This is a genomic window from Solirubrobacter soli DSM 22325 (genome assembly GCF_000423665.1).
In the GTDB taxonomy this organism is placed as follows: domain Bacteria; phylum Actinomycetota; class Thermoleophilia; order Solirubrobacterales; family Solirubrobacteraceae; genus Solirubrobacter; species Solirubrobacter soli.
In genome coordinates this window covers 303,632-326,066 of record NZ_AUIK01000010.1, presented here as the reverse complement: position 1 = coordinate 326,066, position 22,435 = coordinate 303,632, and the positions used below count along the sequence as shown (strand labels likewise).

Sequence of the window (22,435 nt, the reverse complement as noted above, 5' to 3'; positions counted from 1 at the left end):
GTTACGTTACGGAGGTGGGCACGTGATCGATCTTCTCGTCGTGGGCGGGGGACAGGCGGGGCTGGCCGCGGGTGCGGCCGCGGCCGCGCGTGGGCTCTCCGCGATCGTATGTGAGAAGGCCGGACGGTATGGCGGTTCAGCCTACTTTTCCGCGGGGATTCTCTGGACCGCGCCGGACGTCCCCACGCTGACCTCGCTGCTGCCCGACGGCGATCCGGACCTCGGGCGGGTGCTGGTCGAGGGCTTCGAACCCGCCGTGGCCGCCGCGCGCGACGCCGGCGTGCCGATCACGGAGCGCTGGACCGAGCACCTCGGCTTCGGCGTCGCCTACCGCACCGACATCCATGCGCTGCACGACCACTGGGCGTCCCGGATCGACGATCTGCGGCTCTCGGCGCCGGTGCGCTCGCTGCTCGTCGAGGACGGGTGTGTCGTCGGGGCGGTCGTCGGCGGTGAGGAGATCCGCGCCCGCGCCGTGCTGCTCGCCACGGGCGGCTTCCAGGGCGACCGCGAACTGGTCAAGACGTTCCTCGGGTGGGACGCCGATCGCGTGCTCGTGCGCTCGAATCCGTGGTCCGTGGGCGACGGGTTTCGCATGGCGCGCGATGCCGGTGGGGCCGCGTCGGCGGGGTTGGGCACGTTCTACGGGCACACCGTCGCGTCGCCGCTGACCTCCTTCGAGCCGTCCAGCTACCTGCCGCTCGCCCAGTACCACTCGAAGTGGTGCATCCTCGTCAACCGGCTGGGACGCCGGTACCACGACGAGGCGCTGGGCGACGAGGTCGCCAACCAGCTGACGCTGCGCCAGCCGGGCGCGCGCGGCGTGCTGCTGTGCGACGACGCCGTGCGCCGCGTGCGGGTGGTCAGCGCGCCGTACCCGCACGGGCAGGTGATCGATCGCTTCGAGCACGCGCGGTCGCTGGGCGCCCGGATCGTGTCGGCGCCGACGGTCGACGAGCTGATCGGGCATGTGGGGGAGTGGGGCGTCGACGCCGCCGCGTTGCGCGAGACGCTCGAGGGATACAGCGGTCCGAACCAGCTGCGCGAGGCGCCGTTCTGGGCGGTCGAGTTCCAGCCGACGATCACGTTCACGCTCGGGGGCGTGAAGGTCGACGCGTGGGGCCGGGTGCTGGACCGCGACGGCGCGCGGGTGCCGGGGCTGTACTGCGCGGGCGGCGACGCGGGCGGGCTCCAGGGCCCGCACTACGTCGCGGGCCTCATGCTCGGGATGATTTTCGGCCCGCGGGCCGTGGAGGCAGTGGTGATGGACAAGGAGGAGATCGATGTCTAAGGAGCCCGACGTCCTGATCGTCGGTGCCGGGCCGTCCGGCGCGATCGCGGCCAAACGGCTGGCCGAGGAGGGGTTCTCGGTCCTGGTGCTCGAGCAGGGGGACTGGCCCGACTACGCGAAGGCCACGGTCACCCGCGAGGACTTCCCGCTGACCGCGGGCCGCGACTGGGGCTGGGACCCGAACGTCCGCCAGGCGCCCGGCGACTACCCGATCAACGACTCGGAGTCCGACATCACCGCGCTGATGTGGAACGGCGTCGGCGGCGGGACCGTGGTCTACGCGGCGCAGTGGCAGCGCAACATGCCGTCGGACTTCCGGGTGCGGACATTGGACGGCGTCGCCGACGACTGGCCGCTCACCTACGAGGACCTCGAGCCCTACTACGTGCGGGTCGAGCGCGACTTCGGGATCTCCGGGCTCGCGGGCGACACGGCGTTCCCGCCCGGCGAGGGCCCGCCGTTGCCGCCCGTCCCGCTGGGACCCGCCGGAAAGCGTGTCGCCCGCGCGCACAATGAGCTCGGCTGGCACTGGTGGCCCGCGCCGCTGGCGATCGCCACCCGCCGCTACGGGAACCTGAACGCCTGCGTCCAGCGCGGCACCTGCCTGCAGGCGTGCATGGACGGCGCGAAGGGGACCGTCGACCGCACCCACTGGCCGCGGGCGCTCGAGCTCGGCGTCGAGCTGCGGACGCGTGCGCGGGTGCGGGAGCTGGTGATGCGGCCGGACGGGCTCGTCGGGGGCTGCGTCTACGTGGACGGCGACGGCGTCGAGCACGAGGTCCGCGCGGGCGTGACGATCCTCGCCGCCAACGGGATCGGGACGCCGCGGCTGCTGCTGCTCTCGGGCGATTCGCCGGACGGCGTCGCCAACTCGAGCGGGCTCGTCGGCAAGCGGCTGATGATGCACCCGTTCGGGACCGTCGTCGGCGTCTTCGACGAGGACTTCCGCGCGTGGCAGGGCCCGTGGGGCCAGTACATCCACTCGCTCGAGTTCTACGAGACCGACGCGTCGCGCGGGTTCGTGCGCGGGGCGAAGTGGGGGCTCCAGCCGACCGGCGGGCCGTTCTCGATGACGAGCGCGTACCCGTGGGGCGCGGAGAACGAGATCTGGGGTTCCGGGTTCCAGGACGCCGTCCGCGGGCGGCTCGGGCACTCGACGATGTGGGGCATCATCGCCGAGGATCTGCCGGAGGAGTCCAACCGGGTCGTGCTCGACCCTGCGGTGAAGGACGCGTACGGGATCGCGGGCGCGAAGATCGAGTACAAGCTGTCGGAGAACTCGCGGCGGCTGGTCGAGTTCCACCAGGCGCGGGCGCGCGAGTCGCTGCTCGCGGCGGGTGCGCGCGACGTGGTCGTGGCGCCGTTCATCCGCGCCACGGGCTGGCATCTGCTCGGGACGACGATGATGGGCGACGATCCGGCGACGTCGGTCGTCGACGCCTCCGGGCGCTGCCACGACGTGCCGAACCTGTACGTCTTCGACGGCAGCGTCTGGCCCACGTCGGCCGGAATGAACCCGACGGCGACGATCGCGGCGCTGGCACTGCGGTTCGCCGACCAATTGATCGAGTCCCGGCGAGACCAGAGGGTGGCGGCATGATCTCGGATGCTCATCGCGCGCAGTTGGCCGCGATCGCCGACGTGCTGATCCCAGCAGGCTCGGGGATGCCGTCGGCCTCTGAGGCCGGCGTCGCGGGGCAGTACCTGGACGAGGTGCTGGCCGCGCGGCCGGACCTCGCCTCGCCCCTGGAGGCGGCGCTGGCGTCGGTCGAGGGCGCGGCCGATCCGATCGCGGCGTTGCGGGCCGACGCCGGCGCTTGGGGCGTGATCACCGCGGTCGTCCCCGCGGCCTACTTCCTCAACCCGGCGATGCGCGAGGCGATCGGCTACCCGGGTCTGGAGGCGCGGCCGATCGACCCCGACGCCGCCCCGGACTACCTCGACGACGGCCTGCTCGACAGCGTCGTCGCGCGAGGCCCCGTCTATCGCCCCACGCCTGATTGACTTCTCACCCTATGCCAATCCTGACACCCGGCCGTGTTCGTCACGGAGTCGTTTTCACTTTGAAGCACGCGGAAGGCTCGCCCGAGGAGGCGGACTTCCTTCGCGCCAACGCGGAGCTGGCCTCGATCCCCGGCGTCGAGGCCTTCGAGATCATGCGCGAGGTCTCGCCGAAGAACGACTACGCGTTCTCGCTCGTCATGGAGTTCGTCGACCGCGCCGCGTACGACGCCTACAGCGCCCACCCGGACCACGTGTCGTTCGTGTCCGAGCGCTGGGACAACGAGGTCACGGACTTCCTCGAGCTCGACAGCGAGGCGCTCTAACCCCCCGCCGGCCCGCCGCTGCGCGGCGGGCCACACGGGGCGAACCTAAAGGGGCCTGGCCCCTTTAGAAAACCGGCGATTCGGTGTACGCGCCCCACACGTGCTGGAGCGCGTCCACCATCTCGCCCTCGGTCGCGTGCACGCGAGCGCACTCGACCAGGGTCGGCATCAGGTTGACGTCGGTCGCGGCGGCGTTGCGGAGCTCGGCGAGCTTGCGCTCGACCTCGGCGCCGTCGCGGCGGGCGCGCACGGCCTGGACGCGGCCGATCTGCTTGCGCTCGAGCGCGGGGTCGATGCGCAGGATCGGGGTCTCGCCGTCGTCGCCCTCGGTGTACTTGTTGACGCCGACGACGATCTGCTCGTGGTCGTCGATCTTCTCCTGCAGCTCGAACGCCGCGTCGGCGATCTCGCGCTGCGGGTAGTTGCGCTTGACCGCCTCGACCATGCCGCCGAGCTCGTCGATCTTGGCGAAGTAGGCGTAGGCCTGCTCCTCCAGGCGGTCGGTGAGCGCCTCGACGAAGTAGGAGCCGCCGAGCGGGTCGACGGTGTTCGTCACGCCGGTCTCGTGGGCGATGATCTGCTGGGTGCGCAGGGCGATGCGGACCGCGTCCTCGGTCGGGAGCGCGAGCGCCTCGTCGTAGGAGTTGGTGTGCAGCGACTGGGTGCCGCCGAGGACGCCCGCGAGCGCCTCGATCGCCGTGCGGACGATGTTGTTGAGCGGCTGCTGGGCGGTGAGGCTCACGCCGGCGGTCTGCGTGTGGAAGCGCATGAGCCAGGAGCGCGGGTTCTTCGCCCCGTAGGTCTCCCTGAGCTCGCGCGCCCAGATCCGGCGGGCGGCGCGGTACTTGGCGATCTCCTCGAAGAAGTCGATCTGCGCGTTGAAGAAGAAGCTCAGGCGCGGCGCGAAGTCGTCGACGTCGATGCCTCGGGCCATCTGCTCCTCGACGTAGGTCAGGCCGTCCTTGAGCGTGAACGCGAGCTCCTGCGCCGCGGTCGCCCCGGCCTCGCGGATGTGGTAGCCGGAGATGCTCACGGGATGCCAGCGCGGCATCGTCTTCGTCGACCACTCCATCATGTCGCCCAGCAGGCGCATCGCCGGATCGACCGGGAAGGCCCACTCCTTCTGGGCGATGTACTCCTTGAGGATGTCGGCCTGGATCGTCCCGCCGAGCTTGTGCGCGGGCACGCCGGAGTTCTCGGCCGCGACCACGTACATCGCCATGATCATCGCCGCGGGGGCGTTGATGGTCATGGAGACCGTCACGTCGCCGAGGTCGATGCCGTTGAACAGCGTCTCCATGTCGTCGACGGTGTCGACGGCGACGCCCTCGCGCCCGACCTCGCCGAGGCTGCGGGCGCTGTCGGAGTCGTGGCCCATCAGCGTGGGCATGTCGAAGGCCGTGCTCAGACCCGTCTGGCCGTGGTCGAGCAGGTAGCGGAAGCGCTCGTTGGTCTCCTCGGGGGTGCCGAAGCCGGCGAACTGCCGCATCGTCCACAGGCGCCCGCGATACATCGACGGGTAGACGCCGCGAGTGAACGGGAACTCGCCCGGGTTGCCGATGTTCGCGTCGTGGTCGCGAACGTCCTCAGGCCCATAGAGCGCCTTGATCGGCTCGCCCGAGAGCGTCGTGCGCTCCTTCGTGGCGGCGTCCTGCGTGCGTTTGACAGCGGGTGCGCTCATAGGGGATGCTCGGGCCTAAGATAGTTGGAAGTCCACCTATTGTACGCGCAGACGGACGCGACGGAACCCCTGAGCGCGACTTTACGTACAGGGGCTCGAGCTAGAGGGAAAGACCGCCGTCAAGCGGGTAGTCGGCGCCGGTCGCGCCGCCGCTGTGCGGCCCGGCGAGCCACGCGATCAGCCCAGCGATCTCCTCGGGCTCCAGCAGCCGGTTGCAGGGCTGCTGGTCGGCGAAGGCCTCGGCGGTGGGGAGACCGTAGAGGCGGGCGGACTCGTCGAGGATCGGGGTCCGCGTGGAGCCCGGGCTGACCGAGTTGGCGGTCACGCCCGTGCCCGCCAACTCGAGCGCGAGCGCGCGGACGAACCCGGTCACGCCCGCCTTCGAGGCGCAGTAGGCGGCGAGCATCGGGAGGCCCTTCGTGGCGGCCGTGGAGGCGACGGCGATGAACCGTCCCTCTCTCGGCTGCGGGCGCCTGAGCAGGGCGGGGATCCCGGCGCGGGCGGTGTTGATGACGCCGCCGAGGTTGATCTCCAGCACGGCCCGCTCCTGCTCGGGGTCGAGCTCCCACGCGTCCGCCCCTCCGGCGATCACGCCGGCGGCCGCGACGACCACGTCGAGCCCGCCCCAGCGCCGCTCCGCGATCTCGACCGCGCCCGCGAGCGCCTCGGGGTCGGTGACGTCGGCGGGGATCGCGACGACGCGCTCGTTGCCGAGTCGCTGCAACTCGGCTGCGGTGCCGAGCGCGTAGGGAAGCCGCGGGTCGTCCGCGCCGCGATCGACCGCGACGACGTTCCAGCCGTCGGAGGACAGCTGCCGCACCGTCGCGTGCCCGATGCCACGCGCGGCCCCGGTGACGAGCGCGACCCCGCGCGACCGCCCACCGAGGGGGAGCCGAGACCGCTGCCGGGCGAGCCGGGTGCGGGAGGAGGTCATGGAGCGCGGCCGCGTCACGGGCGGCCTCCGACGAGCCGCGTGGCGCCGCCTGGCGCGAGGGCGCAGCCGCCCGCCCGCGCGGTGTCGCCGCCCGCCCGCGCGGTGTCGCCGCCCGCCTGCGCGGTGTCGCCGCGGCTTCGCGCGGACTCGCCGCCCGCCCGCGCGATGTCGCCGCGCGCCCGCGCGGTGTCGCCGCCCGCCTGCGCGGCGTCGCCGCGGCTCCGCGCGGACTCGCCGCGCGCCGCCACCGGCGGCAGGCTCGCCACGAACGCGCGCAGGTCCGCGATCGCCGCCGCCAGCAGCGCGCGGCCCTCTTCCTCGCTCGCACCCGTCGGGTCGCCGAGGACGCCGTTCGGTGCCACGCCGCGCACGCCTTCGGCTCGCAGGCGCGGCATCAACGCGCTCAGCGGCTCCGTGTTCCCCGGCTCGCGCGCCTCGCCCACGAGCCGCGGCTCGAGCGCGAGCAGGAGCGAGGTCTCGATGCGGCCCGCGTGGGCGTCGCCGCCCCAGGCCGGCGCCCAGGCCCACACGTCGTGGCCCTCGTCGCGCAGCCGGCGGACCGCGGTGGCGAGCGGCTCGGCGTTCCCGCCGTGTCCGCTCACGAACACGACCCGCGCGAACGACGACGAGCGCACGAGCTCGACGAGGACCGCGACCAGCGCCTCGCGGCCGATCGAGAGCGTGCCCGCGAAGCCCGCGTGCTCGCCGCTGGAGCCGTAGGGGAGCGCGGGCGCGACGACCGCGTCGAGCGAGGCGGCGAGCGCGGTCGCGATGATCGTGTCGGTGCCGAGCGGCAGGTGCGGGCCGTGCTGCTCGGTCGCCCCAAGGGGGACGACGAGCACGTCGCCGGCCGCTTCCAGCGTCGTCAGCTCGTCAAGCGCCGAGGCGCCGGGAGAAGCCATCGGGCACCAGTAGATCGGATGGGACGAGGTCGTGCACGGAGGCGCGGCCGAGGCCGAGCAGAGCGGAGTCGATCCCGGAGCGCAGCACGTCGAGCACGTTCTCGACGCCCGCTTGGCCGTCGGCGGCGAGGCCCCACAGGTACGGCCGCCCGATCATCACCGCGCGTGCGCCGAGCGCGAGCGCCTTGACGACGTCCGAGCCGCGCCGCACGCCGCCGTCCAGCAGCACCTCGGCGCGCCCGTCGACCGCCTCGACGACCGCGGCCAGCGCGCGGATCGTCGCCGGCGTGCCGTCGAGGTTGTTCCCGCCGTGATTGGAGACACTCACAGCGGTGGCGCCGACGTCCTGGACCGCACGGCGCGCGTCGTCGACCCGGACGATCCCCTTGACCATGAACGGCCCGTCCCAGAGGGAGCGCAGCCACGCGACGTCCTCCCACGACGGAGGCGGCGTCCCCATCCACTCGCCGTAGGCGGCGAAGAACCCGGGCGACCCTTCGAAGTTCGGCACGGTGAGCCCGGGAGGGCCACCAGTCTGCGCCCACCGGTACGCCCACACCGGCCGCCGCAGCACCTCGGGCGCGAGCTTGGCCATCGTCTTGAGGTCGAGCTGCTGGGGGATGAACGGCGAGCCCCAGTCACGCGAATGCGACCAGGTCCAGTCGAGCGTGACGATGAGGCCCGCGGCGCCCGCCTGCCGCGCCCGCTCGACCCGCTGCTCGATCGCTTCGCGCGACCCCGCCCAGTAGGTCTGCGCGAAGGTCTTCGGGTTCTCTTTGACGACGTCCTCGATGGCGGTGGACCCCAGCGCCGAGAGCCCGAACGCCGTTCCACGCGCCGCCGCCGCCCGCGCCGCGCCGGGCTCCGCGACGGGGTGGACCGCCTGGACGCCGACGGGGGAGAGGATCACCGGCAGCGCCAGCTCGACGCCCATCACGCTCGTCCCCAGCTCCCGCTGCGGGGAGCTTCCGGCGACGTGCGGCGCGAACCCCAGCTCGGAGAACGCCGCGACATTGTCCGAGAGCGTCAGCCCGCGTTCCGTTCCCGCGCGGATGGCGTTGAACACGCTCGGCGGGAGGATGCGCTTGGCGCGCCGCTCCGCCTCGGCGACGCTCTCGAACCAGCTCATACAGGGGACTCGTTACAGGGGCGCTCGACGATCGTGACAGGAACCATGGCGCGTCTGCGGATCGAGTGATCGACGCTCGGCTTGCGCGGAGTGGCGATGGCCAGCGCGGCTTCACCGTGGCCCTTCACGCACTCCGGGTCGGGGCCGTCGAGCGGCAGGCCGGTGAAGAACTTCGCCGCCATGCACCCGCCGCGGCAGGCGTCGTACATGTCGCACGACGTACACGCCCCCGTGGATTGCGGCTCGCGCAACTCGCGGAAGAGCTCCGACTCCCGCCACACGGGCGCGAAGCCCGCGTCGCGGACGTTGCCGGCCAGGAACGTCTCGTGGATCGCGAACGGGCACGCGTAGACGTCCCCGACGGGATCGATCAGGCACACGACCCGGCCGGCGCCGCACAGGTTCAGACCCGGCAGCGGCGAGCCGTACGCCGCGAGGTGGAAGAACGAGTCGCCGGTCAGGACGTCCTCGCCGTGGCGCAGCAGCCACTCGTAGACGATCCGCTGTTGGTCGGCCGTGGGGTGCAGCGTGTCCCAGACGTCGGCGCCGCGGCCGGACGGACGCAGCCGCGTGAGCCGCAGTTGCGCGCCGTAGTCGTCCGCGATCGCTTTGAAGGCGTCGAGCTGGCCGACGTTCTCGCGCGTGACGACGACACTCAGCTTGAACCCCGTCCCGCGGAGGTGCTCCATCGCGCGCAGTGCCGTCTCGTAGCTGCCGGGACCACGGACGCGGTCGTTGACCTGCGCGGTCGCTCCGTCGAGCGAGATCTGCACGTCGACGTAGTCGTTCCCGCGCAGCCATCGCGCCCGTTGGGCGTCGATCCGGTGGCCGTTGGTCGAGAACTTCACGCCCACGTGGTGCGCGGTCGCGTACTCGACGAGCTCCCAGAAGTCCTTGCGGACGGTCGGCTCGCCGCCGCCGATGTTCACGTAGAAGACCTGCATCCGCTCGAGCTCGTCGATCACCGCCTTGCACTCGGCGGTGCTGAGCTCGCGCGGGTCGCGGCGGCCGGAGGAGCTCAGGCAATGGACGCACGCGAGGTTGCACGCGTAGGTGAGCTCCCAGGTGAGGCAGATCGGCGCGTCGAGCCCGCGCTCGAACTCGTCGTTGAGCGCGCCGTGCGCCTGCGCGCGGCGGCGGATGAAGCTCAGCCGGCGCGTGTCGAAGTCGTACGCCAGCGCGCCGAAGCGCTCCGGGCGCAGCGCCGTGCTGTCGCCCAGGCGGGCGGCGCGGCGGAGGTGCTCGACGTCCACTAGTAGACGCCGCACATCCCGTCGATCGAGACGTCCTCGACCAGCAGGTCCTCCTCGACCAGTTCGGGCTCGGTCTCGGTCTCCTCGACGGCGGCGTCCTCTTCGACGACCTCAGGATCAAGCATGCTTCGCTCCCTTCGCCAGCGGGTCTCTCCGCGGCGCAACGTTACATGCTGCCTGCCGACTTCCACGTCACCCTGACCGCCCACTTCGAGGGCCGCCGCCTCCTCGGGGGCGAGCCGTTCGCGCTCGTGGACCTGTCCGAGCGCGCGGCGGCGCGGATCCGGTCGTGGGTCGCGGGCGATCCGGTGGGGGAGGACGGCGCGCTCGCCCGCGCGCTCGTGGCGGCGAACCTGGCGCAGCCGATCCCTCCGTCACGTGCGGCCCCGCCGGTCACCGTGGTGATCCCGGTGCGCGACCGCTCGATCGCGCCGCTGCTACACGCCTTGGAGTCGGACGACGTGATCGTGGTCGACGACGCCTCGGAGACCGACATCGTTCGCGAGGAGGCTCGCGGTGTCCGGTACGTGCGGCGGGACGTCCAGGGCGGCGCCGCCGCGGCCCGCAACGACGGCCTGTCGCTCGCGCGCCACGACCTCGTCGCCTGCCTCGACAGCGACACGCTGCCGCTCGCGGGCTGGCTCGACGTGCTCCTGCCGCACTTCGCGGACCCGGAACTGAGTGCGATCGCGCCCCGGGTCGTCGCGCTCGACGCTGCGGCGGCTGACCACGTCGCCCCGCGCCGGCTCGCCCGCGCACTGCGCGACTACGAGCGCGAGCGGTCCCCGCTCGACCGCGGCCCCGACCCCGCACGCGTCATCCCCTACGGTCGCGTGCCCTTCGTCCCCGGCGCCGCCCTCATCACCCGCCGCCACCTCAGGTTCGACCCCACGCTGCGCGGCGGCGAGGACGTCGAGTTCGTGTGGCGGGTCCCGTACGTGCGTTACGAGCCGGCCGCCCACGTCGCCCACGCCCACCGGACTGACCCCCGCGCCTGGTTCGGACGCCGCGTCTACTACGGCCGGACGGCGGCGGGCATCGCCAAGCGCCATCCCGGCAAAGCACGCCCGCTCAACGTCTCGCCGTGGACGACCGCGGCCTGGCTCGCGCTGGCGGCGCGCCGGCCCGTCGCAGCGGTCGGGATCGTCGGCGTCGCCACCGCGCTGACCGCGCGCGAGGTCGAGCCCGCGCGGGCCTTCCAGCTCGCCGCCGTCGGCTCCTTCCGCTCCGGCCGCGTCGTCGCCGACGCGCTCACCCGCGCCTGGTGGCCGCTCTCCGCCGCGGCGGCGCTGCACCCGAAGGCCCGCCTCCCGCTCGCCGCTGCGCTGGCCACCAAGAGCCCGCTCCAGCTCGCCGACGATCTCGCGTACGGTCTCGGCCTCTGGCGCGGTTGCATCGAGCAGCGCACGATCGACCCGCTGCTACCCGCGCGCCCGTGGAGGCTGGACCGCGTGTCGCTCTCGTGAACGCGGGGCTCGTTCTACGATCTGAGGCCATATGAGCGAGACCGCACCGCGTGCCGCGGTCGTGGGTGCCGGCCCGTCCGGTTTCTACGCGACCGACCAGCTTCTGAAGGCAGGCTTCGAAGTCGACCTGCTGGAAGTCCTCCCGACCCCGTTCGGGCTGGTGCGCGCAGGCGTGGCGCCTGATCACCCCAAGATCAAGAGCGTCACGCGGGTCTACGAGAAGACCGCGACGCATCCGGGCTTCCGGTTCTATGGGAGCGTCGAGCTGGGCGGTCACATCAGCCGCCAGGACCTGCTCGACCGCTACCACGTGGTGCTCTACGCGGTCGGCACCGCGTCCGACAACAAGCTCGGGATCCCGGGCGAGGACCGGCCGGGCTCGCACGGCGCCCTCGAGTTCGTGGCCTGGTACAACGGCCACCCGGACTACGCCGACCAGGAGTTCGACCTCTCGGCCACGCGCGCGGTCGTGATCGGGAACGGGAACGTCGCGGTCGACGTCGCCCGCATGCTCGTCCTGCACCCCGACGAGATGGCGGTCACCGACACCGCCGACCACGCGATCGGGCCGCTCAACGCCGCCGAGGTCCACGACGTGATCGTCCTCGGCCGCCGCGGGCCCGCCCAGGCCGCCTTCACGACGCCCGAGCTGCGCGAGCTGGGTGAGCTCACCCGCGCGGACATCATCGTCGACCCGGCCGACATGGAGCTCGATCCCTTCAGCGAGAAATGGCTCGAGGAGGAAGGCGACCCGACCAACAAGCGCAACGTCGACCTGATGCGCGAGTACTCGCAGCGCGAGCCGGCCGGCCACGAGCGCAAGGTCGAGTTGCGCTTCCTGCGCTCGCCCCTCGAGATCCTCGGCGAGGGCGACGACGGCCCCGTCACCGGCGTCCGGATCGTCAAGAACGAGATCGTCGACGGCCGCGCCGTGGCCACGGGCGAGGAGGAGGTCATCGCCTGCGGCCTCGTGATCCGCTCGATCGGCTACCGCGGCGCGCCGCTGGCCGGCATCCCGTTCGACGAGCGCCGGGGCCTGATCTCCAACCTGGGCGGGCGGGTGCTCGGCGAGAGCGGGGAGCACGAGGTCGGCGAGTACGTCGTCGGCTGGGTCAAGCGCGGCCCGTCCGGCGTCATCGGCACCAACAAGAAGGACGCGACCGACACCGTCGCCCGCATTCTCGAGGACCGCGACGCGGGCAAGCTCAACACCCCCAAGGACGCCGACCCGGCCGCGTGCGAGGCCTTCCTCGCCGCGCAGTGCCCGGAGCTCGTCACGTGGGAGGGCTGGCGCGCGATCGACGTCCACGAGACCGGCCTCGGCGAGCCCCAGGGCCGTCCGCGCGTGAAGCTCGTGCGCACGGGCGAGATGATCGACATCGCCTCCGCCAGCAAGGTCTGAGCGAGTCCACCCGCTCAGCCGCGCTGCTCGGGAACGCGCTGAAGCCGTGACAGGCGCAGCGCCACGTGGCAGAGGAGCCGGTCCTCGCCGCGGTTGAGGTCGACGCCCGCGATCTCCTCGATCCGGCGCAGCCGGTAGTAGAGCGAGGTCCGGTGCAGCCACAGCTCGGCCGCGGTCGACTTCACGTCGCCCGCGTGGTCGAGATAGGTCTCCAGCGTCAGCACGAGCTGCTCGTGACCGCCCTCGAGAAGCTTTCTCAGCCCCTCCGGGACGTCGTCGAACGCGGTCGGCGGAAGCGCGGTCAGCAGCCGGTAGGCGCGCAGCTCGTCCCAGCGGGCGAGGTCCAGGTCGCGGTCGATCGCGACGCGCAGCGCCTGCAGCGCCCGGCGGTGTGAGGAGCGCACCTCGCTGAGCTCCGACACGGGGTCGCCTTCGCCGACGTGCGCGGCGGCACCCTCCGGGACGACGCTCCTGAGCGCCTCGGCGAGCTGCGCCCCGCGCATCGTCGCCTGCGCGCCCACGACGCACGTCGCGCGCCCGCCGACCTCGCCACAGAGCGCATGCTTGACCGGGATGCGCGCCCGGAAGCGGTCGATCGCGTCCGACACCGCCGCGCCGGCGCCCACGATCACGATCAGCGGCCGCGGCGGGACGTAGTGATCGGCCTCGAGGACCGCGGCGGCGCCGCTCGACGCGCTGTTGTCGGCGCTCAGCAGCGCGCTGAGGAGCTCCTGCTCGCGGCGGCGGCGGTCGAGCTGGCTGTCGACCTCGGTCTGCAGGACCGTCGCCGCCTCCGACGCGGCCGCGCGCGCGAGACGCAGCTCGTCGTCGTCGATCGGCCGGTCCTCGATCAGCCACAGGAACCCGAGCCGGCGGCCGGCGCGCAGGATCGGGATGCAGATCCGCGCCTCCATCCCGATGTCGGGGTGCGCGGGGGTGCGGACGGGCTCCAGCGCCGAGCGGATGCCGTGGCCGAACAGCGAGTCGCGGGCGGCGTCGGGCGCCGTGCGGCCGAGGATGCTCTCGGTGCGGACCGCGTCGAGATCGCCGAACTGGATGCTGTACGCGAGCGGGCGCAGGTCGACGTCGTCGACCAGCACCGGGCGTGAGAGGCGGACGCTCAGGGCGTCGACGATCTCTTGGAGACCCGCCTCCACTCCCGCATCATTGCGCGTCACACGACGAGTCCGTGGCGCATCGTGTCCTCCGTCACCACCCGCGGCTCGACGAAATGGAGGAGGTAGTCCGGGCCGCCCGCCTTGCTGCCGGTGCCACTCAGCCGGTTGCCGCCGAACGGCTGGCGGCCGACCATCGCGCCGGTGATGTGCCGGTTGACGTAGAGGTTGCCGACCGGGAGCGCCCGGCTCACCCGGTCCACGGTCGCGGGGTCGCGGCTGAACAGGCCGCCGGTGAGCGCGAACGGCTGGTTGGACACGATCCGGCAGGCCTCGTCGACGCTCTTGACGCGCTGCACCGCGAGCAGCGGGCCGAAGATCTCCTCCTCGGCGACACGGCTGCCGAGTGGCAGGCCGTCGACGACCGCGGGCGCCACGAAGTGGCCGTGCTCGGGCGTCTCGCCGGGCTGGAAGACGCGGGCGCCCTCCTCGCGGGCGATCCTGAGGTACTTCGCCACGCGTTCCTGCGTCGCCGGTTCGATCACCGGCGGGACGTCGACCCCGAAGCGCTGCGCCTGGTCGACCAGCAGCGCCTCGACGGCGCCGTGCAGGCGCTCGAGGAGGGCGTCGGCGATCCGCCCGTGGACGAGCGCGCGACTCGCGGCGCTGCACTTCTGGCCGGCGAAGCCGAACGCGGAGTAGGCGAGGGCGGGGACGACGTCGTCGAGGTCGGCGTCGGCGTCCACGATCACGCAGTTCTTCCCGCCCATCTCGGCGACGACGCGCTTGAGGTGGTGCTGGCCGGGGGCGAGGTCCGTGCTGCGTTTCAGGATCTCCAGGCCGACGGCGCCCGAGCCCGTGAACGCGATCGTGTGCACGCCGGGGTGGGCGACGAGCGCGGCGCCGACGTCACCCTCGCCGGGGAGGAAGTTGATGACACCCTCGGGGACGCCGGCTTCCAGCAGGGCCTCGACGACGGCGTAGGCACAGGCGGGTGACTGCTCGGCGGGTTTGAGCACGACGCCGTTGCCGGTGGCGAGACCCGCGGCGACCATGCCACACGGGATCGCGAGCGGGAAGTTCCACGGGCCGATGACGGCGACGACGCCGCGGGCGGCGTAGCGGATCGAGTTGCGCTCGCCCGGGAGCTGGACGAGCCCGTCGGCGTGCTCGAGCTGGACGGCCTGCTGCGCGTAGTACTCGAGGAAGTCGATCGCCTCGCAGACGTCGGCGTCGGCCTCCGCCCACGGCTTCGCGCACTCGCGCACGGCCAGCGCGGCGAGGGTGGCGCGTCGTCTGCGCAGCTCACCGGCTGCACGCGAGAGGATCGCGGCGCGGGCATGAGCGCCGCGATCCTCCCACGCCGGTGCGGCTGCGGCAGCCATCCGCACCGCGGCGTCCACGTCGGCGGGGGTGGCCGCGGTCGCCAGCGCGACGACCCGCTCGGGGGCGCCAGGATCGGTCGATTCGAAAGTGGGCTCGTCGCGCGCCTCGCCGCCGATGACGACAGGCACTTTGAGCGGGAGCTTGAGGTCGAGCGCGGCCAGCGCGTCGACGAGCGTCTCCCGGACGGGGGCGCGACGCAGCTCGAGCAGGGGTTCGTTGATGAAGGCGGTCATGGGGCGGCGAGAAGGTGGTCGAGGTCATCGCCGCGGGAACGGCTCAACAGGAACGAGTCATTGGAGGTGTTCTCGAGCAGCCGCCGCACGAGGTAGCTCATGCCGGCGACGAGGTCTCCTACGGGGCAATACGTGCGGACGCGTAGATCCATCTGCGCGAGCGCCTGCTGCAGATCGTCGCCGAGGCCGCGCAGGACCTGGAACTCGATGTCGCGCGGGTCGTCGGCGTGGGCGAGCGCATGGGCGATCGAGCGCACGTTGTGTGACGCGATCGCGGGTCGGACGAGCGGTCTCGACGCGATCAGGCGCTTGGTCAGGCGCTCGAAGTTGCGGTCCGACTCGACCTTGGCCTCGAACACCGGGGGCGTCCACCCGTGCTGGCGCGCCTTGACGGTCTCGTGCTCCCAGTACGCGCCCTTGACCAGGCGGATCGTGAGCGGCGTGGTGCGTTCGGCCGCGGCGTAGCCGTCGAGCAGGCGGTCGAGCTGCTCGTCCGCGTCGCGGAGGTAGGCCTGCAGGACGATCCCGGCGCTCGGCCCGTGCTTGAACTCCGGCTCATTCAGGAGCTGGATCACGAGCTCGGTGATCAGGTCGCGGCTGTCCATCGACTCCATGTCGACGTGCAGGTGCGCCCCGACCTCCTTGGCCGTGCGCAACAGTCCGCGCAGCCGGTGCTTGGCGTCCTCGATCCCGAGCTCGGGCGCCTCGCTGCGCACGCGGGCGGTGAGCGCGGTGACCTTCACGGAGAGGTTCACCCGCGGGATCGGGCCGTACGAGTCCGCCTCGAGCGTCGGCCGCGCGGGCCAAGGTGTTACGGAATGCGCAAGTGTGCGCAAAGCCTCGTCGCAGCGCTGCGCGTAGCGGTCGGCCTCGGCGGCGGTGACGGTCGCCTCGCCGAGCAGGTCGACGGACGTCGCCGCGCCGCTCACCCACAGGCGCTGCAGCGCGGGAATGGCCTCCTTCGGCCCCGCGCCGACGATGAACCGCTTCGCCATCCGGTGCACCGCGAGCCCCGCCACGCCACCCACCGCGCGGCTCGATACGGGCCGCAACGACGCATTGCGTATCGCCGCTACGGGCTCATACGCAACGCCGCGTATGGGACCGCCGCGTCCGCTTCGTGACGTGTCGCCGCCGCGCGCGCGGCCTCGCCCATCGGCGCCGCGGCCCGTCCCGCCCGCGTCGGAAGGCGCGAGCGGCCGCTCCACCTCGCCGAGGAGAGATGCGAGGTGGGCGGCCACTTCGCGCGGCCCCGAGCAAGCGGGGGCCACGTCCACAAGACGAAACAGCGCGGCCTTCAAGGCCGGGTCGCGCGAGAGCAGCTCCATGCCGCGGTCCTCCAGCGCGTGGGTACGGCCGCGGCCCGCGGCGGCCTGGCCGGCGGCGATCTGACGGCCGAGCGCGCGGACGCGCGCCTCGCGGTCGGAGCCCGCCGGCGCAGCGCCAGGGGCGGGTGGGAGGAGCGTCCTCATTCGCGGCGCGACGCTATGCCCTGGCGGGTTCCGTCACCATCGTCACCCGTCCGGAGTTCCTTCGACGGTTGTTCAATTCTCGTTACGACATGCGCGCAATCGAGTTCCACGGAGACGAACAGCTCGAGATCGTCGAGCGTCCCGACCCCACACCGGGGGAGGGCCAATTGTTGATCCAGCCGACAGGCGTCGGCATCTGCGGCACCGACATCGAGATCTTCGACGGCTCACTCGCCTATTTCCGGATGGGCCTGGCGAAGTACCCGATCGTTCCCGGCCACGAGTGGACGGGAACGATCGTCGACGTGGGCAAGGCGGTCACCGGGTTCGCGCCGGGTGACCGCGTCGTCGGCGAGGTCGCGATCGGCTGCGGCGTCTGCGTCCGCTGCCGCGCCGGCCGCCGCCACCTCTGCGCCAAACGCACCGAGACCGGCATCGTCCACATGGACGGCGCGATGGCGTCGCGCCTGGTCTTCCCGGCCGCGTACGCCCACCGCGTCGAGCTCGACCCTCGCGCGGGCGCGCTCGTCGAACCCACCTCGGTCGCCCTGCACGCCGTCCGCCGCGGCCGCGTCGCGGGCCAGCGCGTGCTCGTCGTCGGCGCCGGCCCGATCGGCCTCCTCGCCGCCCAGTGCGCCCGCGCCGAGGGCGCCACCGACGTCGTGATCACCGACACCCGCCAGGACCGCCTGACCCTCGCCGCCGCCCTCGGCTTCGCGCCGGCGATGGAGCTGCCGGACGACGAGGCGCTCGGGGGAGCGGCGCGTGGCACGGGCGCGGGTGGCGGGCCGGGGCGCGGGGCGGGCGCGGGTGGCGGGCCGGGCGCGGGTGGCGCCCCGGGGCGCGGGGCGGGCGCGGGTGGCGGGCCGGGCGCGGGTGGCGGGCCGGGCGCTTCGGGCGCGGGCGGCCACGGCGGCCACGCGGGGCACGGCCACGCCGGGCACGGCCACGGCCCGCTCGTCCCGTCCGGCGGGTGGGGCGACCCCGCCGCGATCCGCGCGGCGATGGACGCGATCGGCGAGCGCGACCTGATCGACGTCGCGATCCTCTGCGCCGGCGGCCCGGCGGCGATCGCGAGCGCGTTCGCGGCCGTCCGCCCCGGTGGGACTGTGGTCGCCGTCGGCCTGTCCGGCGCGCCGCAGATCCCGTTCGACTGGGACGGGATGGTCGTGCGTGACATCGACCTGATCGGCGTGCTCGGCTCGGTCGGCTTCTGGCCCGACGCGATCGCGCTGATCACGAGCGGGAAGGTCAAGACCGAGCCGGTCGTCACGGGCACCTACCCGCTCGAACGCACCCGCGACGCGCTCGAGCAGCTCACCCACCCGGGCACGCTGAAAGTGCTGATCCAGCCGTGACCCCGGGGGGGTGGCAAGGATTTCTTGACTCAGAGGACGGAAATCCTGGCCACCCCCCGGTCGGAACTAGCGCGGATCGTGACCCGGGGGCGACTTGTCGGGTTTGCCGCCCGGGCCGCCGCCCGGCTTCGGGTCCGCGGCGGGCGTTGACCCGCCGTTGGCCGCCGGAGCCGCGGGCTCGGGCCCCTTCGCCTTGTCGTTCTTCGGCGTCGTGTCGGCCGGCGATCCGTTGTCGCGTCCGTTCTGTCCCGGCGGGCCGGCGCCATTCCCGCGCGAATCGCCCGAGGCAGGCCCCGGATCGGTGGGACGCCCTGGCGCGGGGGTGCCGTCGCTGCCGCGGTCGGCCTGAGGTCCGCGCCCGTTCGAGGCCCGCTCCTCGTCTGCAGGTCGTCCACCACGCCCGGCCTCGGCGTGTCCGCCCGCGTCAGTTCCTCCCTCGCCGCGGTCGGAGTTCGTCCCGCCGTGGCCGGGGTTCGACGTCGGTCCGGCACTCTGGCCGGGGTTTGTTCCGCCGTGGCCGGGGTTCGTCCCGCTGTGGCCGGGGTTTGACGTCGGTCCGGTGCCCTGGCCGGGGTTCGTCCCGCCGTGGCCGGGGTTCGTCCCACCGTGGCCGGGGTTCGTGCCACCGTGCCCGGGGTTCGTCCCACCGTGGCCGGGGTTCGTCCCGCCGTGCCCGGGGTTCGTCCCACCGTGGCCGGGGTTCGTCCCACCGTGGCCGGGGTTCGTGCCACCGTGGCCGGGGTTCGTCCCACCGTGGCCGGGGTTCGTCCCACCGTGGCCGGGGTTCGTCCCACCGTGCCCGGGGTTCGTGCCGCCGTGCCCGGGGTTCGTGCCGCCATGGCCGGGGTTCGACGCCCGCCCCTCACCCTCGTCGGGGCTGGTCGCCCGTCCGGAGCCGTCGCCGGGGTCGGCTGTTCCGTCGCTGTCGCGGCCAGGGCTCGCGTCGCCGACTCCGCCGCGGTCGGGGCCCGCATCGGGGTCGGTCGCGCTCGCCGTGTCGTCGACCACGCCCGGAAGACCGCCCACGTCGACGGCCGGGGCGAAGCCGCCCGGCAACGCCTCGCCTGGGGCCACGCCAACCGGCGCCACCCCGCCCTGCGCGTCGCGCCCACTGCGCGCGCCCGTCCCGCCACGCGCCGAAACGATCAAGCTCGCGGCTGCGCCTCCCACGGAGGACGCCGTGGCATCGCGCGCACCCGCGGCGCTCGCCGACCCCGACCCCGACCCCGCCGCCGCCGCCGCCGACGACGACGACGACGCATGGTCGTCACCGCGCGCAACGGCCGCGCCACCGATCGGCACGGCGATCACGATCAGCGCCGTCGCGGCCAGGCCTCCGACGGAGAGACCGGCGCCGGCGCCACCGCCGCCGCCGCCGGCCAGCACGGCGCCGAGCACGCTGCGCTTGAGCGCGAGCACCGGGGCGACCGGGATCAGCGAGCGCAGCCCGCGGCGCTGGGCCCCGAGCGCCTCGCGGAACTCGCGGCAGCCGACGCACTCGTCGAGGTGTCGCCGCAGCGCGCGGCGGCGCAGTTGCGCGCCTCGCGACTCGACGAGTTGCTCGCGGATCTCGGCACACGGTGTGTCACGGGCGACGCGGTCGGCGACCAGCGACGTCCGGGCCTGGAAGACGTACGCCTTCACCTGCTCTCGCCGGCAGTCGAGGATGCGGGCGATCTCGTCGTGGGTGATGTCACCCAGCTCGGAAAGGACGAGCGCCGCGCGCTGGTCGTCGGGGAGGCGGGCCAGCCCCGCGAACACCGCCCGCAGCTCCTCGCGCAGGACGACGTCGGTCGCGAGCCGGTCGCTGGTCAGCTCCGGGAGTTCGGCGGCGGGCAACTCGCGGCGGGCGCGGAGGAGCGAGATGCAGCGGTTGCGCGCGATCACGAACAACCACGGCCGGACGGCCGAGGGCGGGCCGGACCGGCGCAGGTCGCGGTAGGCCGCCTCGAACGTGTGCTGGAGCACGTCCTCGGCCTCGTCGAGCGAGCCCAGCATGTGCCGGCAGAACCCGAGCACCGGTCGATGGTGGCGGTCGTAGAGCACCTCGAAGGCGTGCGCCGACCCGCCGGAGATCAGTTCAGCGAGGCGCTGATCCGACGCCAGCCGGAGCAGCGGGACGACCACGACACCCATCACGCACAAGGATGGCGGGAAACTGGCGCGTCGCAACCATCCAACCTGCCAGGTCCTGGTGCGTCCTACATGACGAGTCGCCAGCGAGCGACGAAGCGACCCAGGAGGAACAGCAGGATGCTGTCAGTCCGAGTGCAGGCTCGCGATCCGGCCCGGATGGCCGCGGTCGGCCTGGACCCGCCGCCCGCCGCCCGTGCCGCGTACGACCGCCCAACCTCTGACCCCGATGGGCACGTCTGTTCCAACGCCGGCCACGGGACCAACGGCTGCGAGCCACTCGTCGACTGACGACTCGGCCTTCGGGGACCCGTCGCTGGACGGGTCCCTACAGGTCGCCGTCCGGGATCCGCCCGGCGAGGATCTGCTCGACCTGGGCGGGCGTGAACGGCGGCTCGAACAGCGTGTGGCTCTCAGCGAACGCCCGGAAGAGGTGGATGATGTAGTGCATCCGCTGGTGCAGGTCAGACCAGTCGACGGCGCCGGAGCGATCGACGCCGCCCGCCGGCTCGAACTGCGCCACCAGCGCGGCCAGCTCGGCATCGCTCAGCACGCGGAGCACGGACGGGAACGGGTCGACGAGATCGCGCCCGAGCAGCAGCACGCGTCCCGGCACGGACAGCACCATCAGCGAGTGCGTGATGACCTCGCGCGAGACCTTCGCGAGCCATCCCTGGACCGGGCCGGCGACCACCGCCGCCAGGCGCTGGACCCGCGGCCGCGACCGCGGGCAGAGCATCCGGCCCAACTCCTCCGACGTCACATACGGGGCGTCGAGCGCCTCGCAGATCTCCGGCTGCAGCCGCGTCTGCTCGTGCAGCCCGATCAGCACGTTGGCGTAGAAGAGTTGCTGCGGCCCGGGGGACGGCGCCGAGTACACGGTGAACGCCGTCCGCAAGAGCCGCTGCCCGTCCGGCGGATCGCCCGGACGCAATCCGTCGTAGAAATCGGGGACGTCCGCCAGCCAGCGCGCGAACTCGTAGCCGATCTCCTCGAACACCTTCCGGTTGCCGCGCGCGACCGCGTCCGACGCCAGTTCGACCGCGTCGAACGGCGTGTGCAGACGACCCATGACCCGGCCCACTCGCGACCCGGGGTCCAGCAGCCCGCGCCGCAGCAGCCAGCGTCCCAGCGACTGCAACGGGTGCATCAGCGACCTGCCGCCGAGCCGCTCGGTCAGCACGTCGAGGGCGTCCTCGCCGCGGATCGTCGCCCCCGCCTGGCGCGACGCCCACGTCGCGAACGTGCACCAGTTCGCGCCCGTGCCGCTCCTCGCCGCGACCGCCGCGGCGAGAAGCGAGTAGGCGTGGGTGATCTCGAGGTTCCGGAGGACGGGGCTCTCGAGCGCGGCGATCCGCTTGACGTCCTCCGGGGCGACCACTTACGTCGTGCGGGTCCCGATGACCGCGCTCAGGGTCTCGCCGGCCAACGCGACCGCCTCGAGGTCCCACACGTCGGGCATCGAGAAGGTGATGCCGTCCAGGCCGGCGTCGAGGTAGGCCTGGACCTGCTCGGCGATCTCCGACGGCTCGCCGATGAATGCCTGCGCGCGCTCGCGCTCCGGATCGTTGGACGCGGCCAGCACCGGCGCGAACTTCGCCTCGCCCTCCTCGTGGGTGGCGCCGATGTAGACGCGGCCCATGCGGGTCTTGGTGATCTCGGCCGGGTCGCGGTCGAACGTCTCGCAGTGCCCCTCGAGCACGCCCAGCAGGTGCTTGACCCGTTCGACGTCGCCGAACAGGTTCGACCCGTCGGCGTACTGCGCGACCATCCGCAGCGTCTTGCGCTCGCCCGAGCCGCCGATCAGGATCGGGATGTCGCCGCGGATCGGCTTCGGGTTGTTGAACGCGTTCTCGACGCGGTAGTGCGTGCCCTCGTAGGTCGAGACGTCCTGGGTGAAGAGCGACCGCGTGATGTTCAGCGCGTCCTCCAACCGCTCGAAGCGCTCCTTGAGCGGCGGGAAGTCGAACCCGTAGGCGAGATGCTCCGCCTCGAACCACGCCGCGCCGATGCCGAGCACGGCGCGGCCGCCGGAGATGATGTCGATCGTCGTCGTCATCTTCGCCACCAGCGCCGGGTTGCGGTAGGTGACGCCGCCGACCAGCAGGCCGAGGTGGATCGACGACGTCCGCGCCGCCAGTCCGGCGAGGATCGCGTTGCCCTCCATCATCCAGTTCTCCGGCGGACCGACCGGCGGGATCTGGTGGAGGTGGTCCATCATCGAGATGGAGCTGAAGCCGGAGCTCTCGGCGGTCGTCGCGATGTCGACGAGCTTGTCGAAGAACGCCTCAGGCGGCGTGTCCGGCCAGTTGAAATTCGGGACGTGCAGGTCCAGTTGGAACGGTGCGCGCAT

At 72.9% G+C, this 22,435-nt stretch carries 20 protein-coding genes; 8 read left to right on the top strand and 12 right to left on the bottom strand.

What is annotated here, in order from left to right; genetic code table 11:
- Nucleotides 1-22: 22 nt before the first annotated feature.
- The 4 genes from G569_RS0111435 to G569_RS0111420 are packed head-to-tail and all read left to right on the top strand — an operon-like array spanning nt 23 to nt 3,618.
- On the top strand, nt 23-1,291 hold the full coding sequence (locus tag G569_RS0111435; protein WP_028063513.1) for an FAD-binding protein: 1,269 nt from the start codon (nt 23-25) through the stop codon (nt 1,289-1,291).
- Nucleotides 1,284-2,891, top strand: a complete 1,608-nt coding sequence (locus G569_RS0111430) for a GMC family oxidoreductase (RefSeq protein ID WP_028063512.1) — start codon at nt 1,284-1,286, stop codon at nt 2,889-2,891. Before G569_RS0111435 ends, G569_RS0111430 begins: the two co-directional genes overlap by 8 nt.
- Nucleotides 2,888-3,295 (top strand): hypothetical protein, encoded by a 408-nt coding sequence (locus G569_RS0111425; RefSeq protein WP_028063511.1) that lies wholly within the window; start codon nt 2,888-2,890, stop codon nt 3,293-3,295. Before G569_RS0111430 ends, G569_RS0111425 begins: the two co-directional genes overlap by 4 nt.
- Before the next feature lie 11 nt (nt 3,296-3,306).
- Nucleotides 3,307-3,618 (top strand): Dabb family protein, encoded by a 312-nt coding sequence (locus G569_RS0111420; RefSeq protein ID WP_037495888.1) that lies wholly within the window; start codon nt 3,307-3,309, stop codon nt 3,616-3,618.
- A gap of 64 nt (nt 3,619-3,682) precedes the next feature.
- On the opposite strand, the gene G569_RS0111415 is transcribed toward G569_RS0111420, so the two are convergent.
- From G569_RS0111415 to mftA, 6 genes are all read right to left on the bottom strand, one after another.
- The gene (locus tag G569_RS0111415; RefSeq protein ID WP_028063509.1) at nt 3,683-5,299 is read right to left on the bottom strand and encodes an acyl-CoA mutase large subunit family protein; all 1,617 of its coding nucleotides are present in this window, start codon (nt 5,297-5,299) and stop codon (nt 3,683-3,685) included.
- Nucleotides 5,300-5,399: 100 nt separating this feature from the next.
- Nucleotides 5,400-6,233 (bottom strand): mycofactocin-coupled SDR family oxidoreductase, encoded by an 834-nt coding sequence (locus tag G569_RS0111410; RefSeq protein WP_028063508.1) that lies wholly within the window; start codon nt 6,231-6,233, stop codon nt 5,400-5,402.
- 14 nt (nt 6,234-6,247) lie between these two features.
- Nucleotides 6,248-7,135, bottom strand: coding sequence for a mycofactocin biosynthesis peptidyl-dipeptidase MftE (gene mftE, locus G569_RS47510; protein ID WP_064750317.1), 888 nt, complete (start codon nt 7,133-7,135; stop codon nt 6,248-6,250).
- Nucleotides 7,107-8,264: a pre-mycofactocin synthase MftD gene (gene mftD, locus G569_RS0111400; protein WP_028063507.1), complete on the bottom strand. Its 1,158-nt coding sequence runs from the start codon at nt 8,262-8,264 to the stop codon at nt 7,107-7,109. The genes mftE and mftD overlap by 29 nt, the downstream gene beginning before the upstream one ends.
- Nucleotides 8,261-9,517 carry a mycofactocin radical SAM maturase gene (gene mftC, locus G569_RS0111395; RefSeq protein ID WP_169542120.1) on the bottom strand — a complete coding sequence of 419 codons (1,257 nt, stop codon included), beginning with the start codon at nt 9,515-9,517 and terminating at the stop codon, nt 8,261-8,263. The genes mftD and mftC overlap by 4 nt, the downstream gene beginning before the upstream one ends.
- Entirely contained in the window at nt 9,517-9,642 is a 126-nt protein-coding gene (mftA, locus tag G569_RS64530) for a mycofactocin precursor MftA (protein ID WP_064750316.1), read from the bottom strand. Before mftA ends, mftC begins: the two co-directional genes overlap by 1 nt.
- Nucleotides 9,643-9,687: 45 nt before the next feature.
- Between mftA and mftF the strand changes: the two genes are divergently transcribed.
- Both mftF and G569_RS0111380 read left to right on the top strand, forming a co-directional pair.
- Nucleotides 9,688-10,983 carry a mycofactocin biosynthesis glycosyltransferase MftF gene (gene mftF, locus G569_RS47505; protein ID WP_053226197.1) on the top strand — a complete coding sequence of 432 codons (1,296 nt, stop codon included), beginning with the start codon at nt 9,688-9,690 and terminating at the stop codon, nt 10,981-10,983.
- A 31-nt stretch (nt 10,984-11,014) separates the two neighbouring features.
- Nucleotides 11,015-12,385: an FAD-dependent oxidoreductase gene (locus G569_RS0111380; protein ID WP_028063505.1), complete on the top strand. Its 1,371-nt coding sequence runs from the start codon at nt 11,015-11,017 to the stop codon at nt 12,383-12,385.
- Nucleotides 12,386-12,399: 14 nt separating this feature from the next.
- On the opposite strand, the gene G569_RS0111375 is transcribed toward G569_RS0111380, so the two are convergent.
- Genes G569_RS0111375 through G569_RS57750 form a run of 3 tightly spaced genes read right to left on the bottom strand, consistent with a single transcriptional unit; the run spans nt 12,400 to nt 16,591 of the window.
- Nucleotides 12,400-13,542: a PucR family transcriptional regulator gene (locus tag G569_RS0111375; protein WP_028063504.1), complete on the bottom strand. Its 1,143-nt coding sequence runs from the start codon at nt 13,540-13,542 to the stop codon at nt 12,400-12,402.
- Nucleotides 13,543-13,559: 17 nt separating this feature from the next.
- On the bottom strand, nt 13,560-15,119 hold the full coding sequence (locus G569_RS57755) for an aldehyde dehydrogenase family protein (RefSeq protein WP_053226196.1): 1,560 nt from the start codon (nt 15,117-15,119) through the stop codon (nt 13,560-13,562).
- Complete coding sequence (locus tag G569_RS57750) at nt 15,116-16,591, bottom strand: proline dehydrogenase family protein (RefSeq protein WP_084284701.1); 1,476 nt, start codon at nt 16,589-16,591, stop codon at nt 15,116-15,118. The genes G569_RS57755 and G569_RS57750 overlap by 4 nt, the downstream gene beginning before the upstream one ends.
- 89 nt (nt 16,592-16,680) lie before the next feature.
- Here G569_RS57750 and G569_RS57745 point away from each other — a divergent pair, with 89 nt between their 5' ends.
- Nucleotides 16,681-17,949: a zinc-dependent alcohol dehydrogenase gene (locus tag G569_RS57745; protein ID WP_053226194.1), complete on the top strand. Its 1,269-nt coding sequence runs from the start codon at nt 16,681-16,683 to the stop codon at nt 17,947-17,949.
- A gap of 66 nt (nt 17,950-18,015) precedes the next feature.
- Here the strand turns inward: G569_RS57745 and G569_RS0111360 are convergent, their stop codons facing one another.
- Complete coding sequence (locus G569_RS0111360) at nt 18,016-20,085, bottom strand: sigma-70 family RNA polymerase sigma factor (RefSeq protein ID WP_028063503.1); 2,070 nt, start codon at nt 20,083-20,085, stop codon at nt 18,016-18,018.
- 117 nt (nt 20,086-20,202) lie between these two features.
- On the opposite strand from G569_RS0111360, the gene G569_RS62440 reads away from it, so the two are divergent.
- The gene (locus tag G569_RS62440; protein ID WP_157591965.1) at nt 20,203-20,373 is read left to right on the top strand and encodes a hypothetical protein; all 171 of its coding nucleotides are present in this window, start codon (nt 20,203-20,205) and stop codon (nt 20,371-20,373) included.
- 37 nt (nt 20,374-20,410) lie between these two features.
- Here the strand turns inward: G569_RS62440 and G569_RS0111355 are convergent, their stop codons facing one another.
- Entirely contained in the window at nt 20,411-21,463 is a 1,053-nt protein-coding gene (locus tag G569_RS0111355) for a hypothetical protein (protein ID WP_028063502.1), read from the bottom strand.
- Nucleotides 21,464-22,435, bottom strand: coding sequence for an LLM class F420-dependent oxidoreductase (locus G569_RS0111350; RefSeq protein WP_028063501.1), 972 nt, complete (start codon nt 22,433-22,435; stop codon nt 21,464-21,466).

Bases quoted from the DNA above. Each gene is read 5' to 3' on its own strand.
- G569_RS0111430 (WP_028063512.1), top strand. From the start codon at position 1,284: ATGTCTAAGGAGCCCGACGTCCTGATCGTCGGTGCCGGGCCGTCCGGC.
- G569_RS0111425 (WP_028063511.1), top strand. From the start codon at position 2,888: ATGATCTCGGATGCTCATCGCGCGCAGTTGGCCGCGATCGCCGACGTG.
- G569_RS0111420 (WP_037495888.1), top strand. From the start codon at position 3,307: ATGCCAATCCTGACACCCGGCCGTGTTCGTCACGGAGTCGTTTTCACT.
- G569_RS0111415 (WP_028063509.1), bottom strand. From the start codon at position 5,299: ATGAGCGCACCCGCTGTCAAACGCACGCAGGACGCCGCCACGAAGGAG.
- G569_RS0111410 (WP_028063508.1), bottom strand. From the start codon at position 6,233: ATGACCTCCTCCCGCACCCGGCTCGCCCGGCAGCGGTCTCGGCTCCCC.
- mftE (WP_064750317.1), bottom strand. From the start codon at position 7,135: ATGGCTTCTCCCGGCGCCTCGGCGCTTGACGAGCTGACGACGCTGGAA.
- mftD (WP_028063507.1), bottom strand. From the start codon at position 8,264: ATGAGCTGGTTCGAGAGCGTCGCCGAGGCGGAGCGGCGCGCCAAGCGC.
- mftA (WP_064750316.1), bottom strand. From the start codon at position 9,642: ATGCTTGATCCTGAGGTCGTCGAAGAGGACGCCGCCGTCGAGGAGACC.
- mftF (WP_053226197.1), top strand. From the start codon at position 9,688: ATGCTGCCTGCCGACTTCCACGTCACCCTGACCGCCCACTTCGAGGGC.
- G569_RS0111380 (WP_028063505.1), top strand. From the start codon at position 11,015: ATGAGCGAGACCGCACCGCGTGCCGCGGTCGTGGGTGCCGGCCCGTCC.
- G569_RS57755 (WP_053226196.1), bottom strand. From the start codon at position 15,119: ATGACCGCCTTCATCAACGAACCCCTGCTCGAGCTGCGTCGCGCCCCC.
- G569_RS57750 (WP_084284701.1), bottom strand. From the start codon at position 16,591: ATGAGGACGCTCCTCCCACCCGCCCCTGGCGCTGCGCCGGCGGGCTCC.
- G569_RS57745 (WP_053226194.1), top strand. From the start codon at position 16,681: ATGCGCGCAATCGAGTTCCACGGAGACGAACAGCTCGAGATCGTCGAG.
- G569_RS0111360 (WP_028063503.1), bottom strand. From the start codon at position 20,085: ATGGGTGTCGTGGTCGTCCCGCTGCTCCGGCTGGCGTCGGATCAGCGC.
- G569_RS62440 (WP_157591965.1), top strand. From the start codon at position 20,203: ATGCTGTCAGTCCGAGTGCAGGCTCGCGATCCGGCCCGGATGGCCGCG.
- G569_RS0111350 (WP_028063501.1), bottom strand. From the start codon at position 22,435: ATGCGCGCACCGTTCCAACTGGACCTGCACGTCCCGAATTTCAACTGG.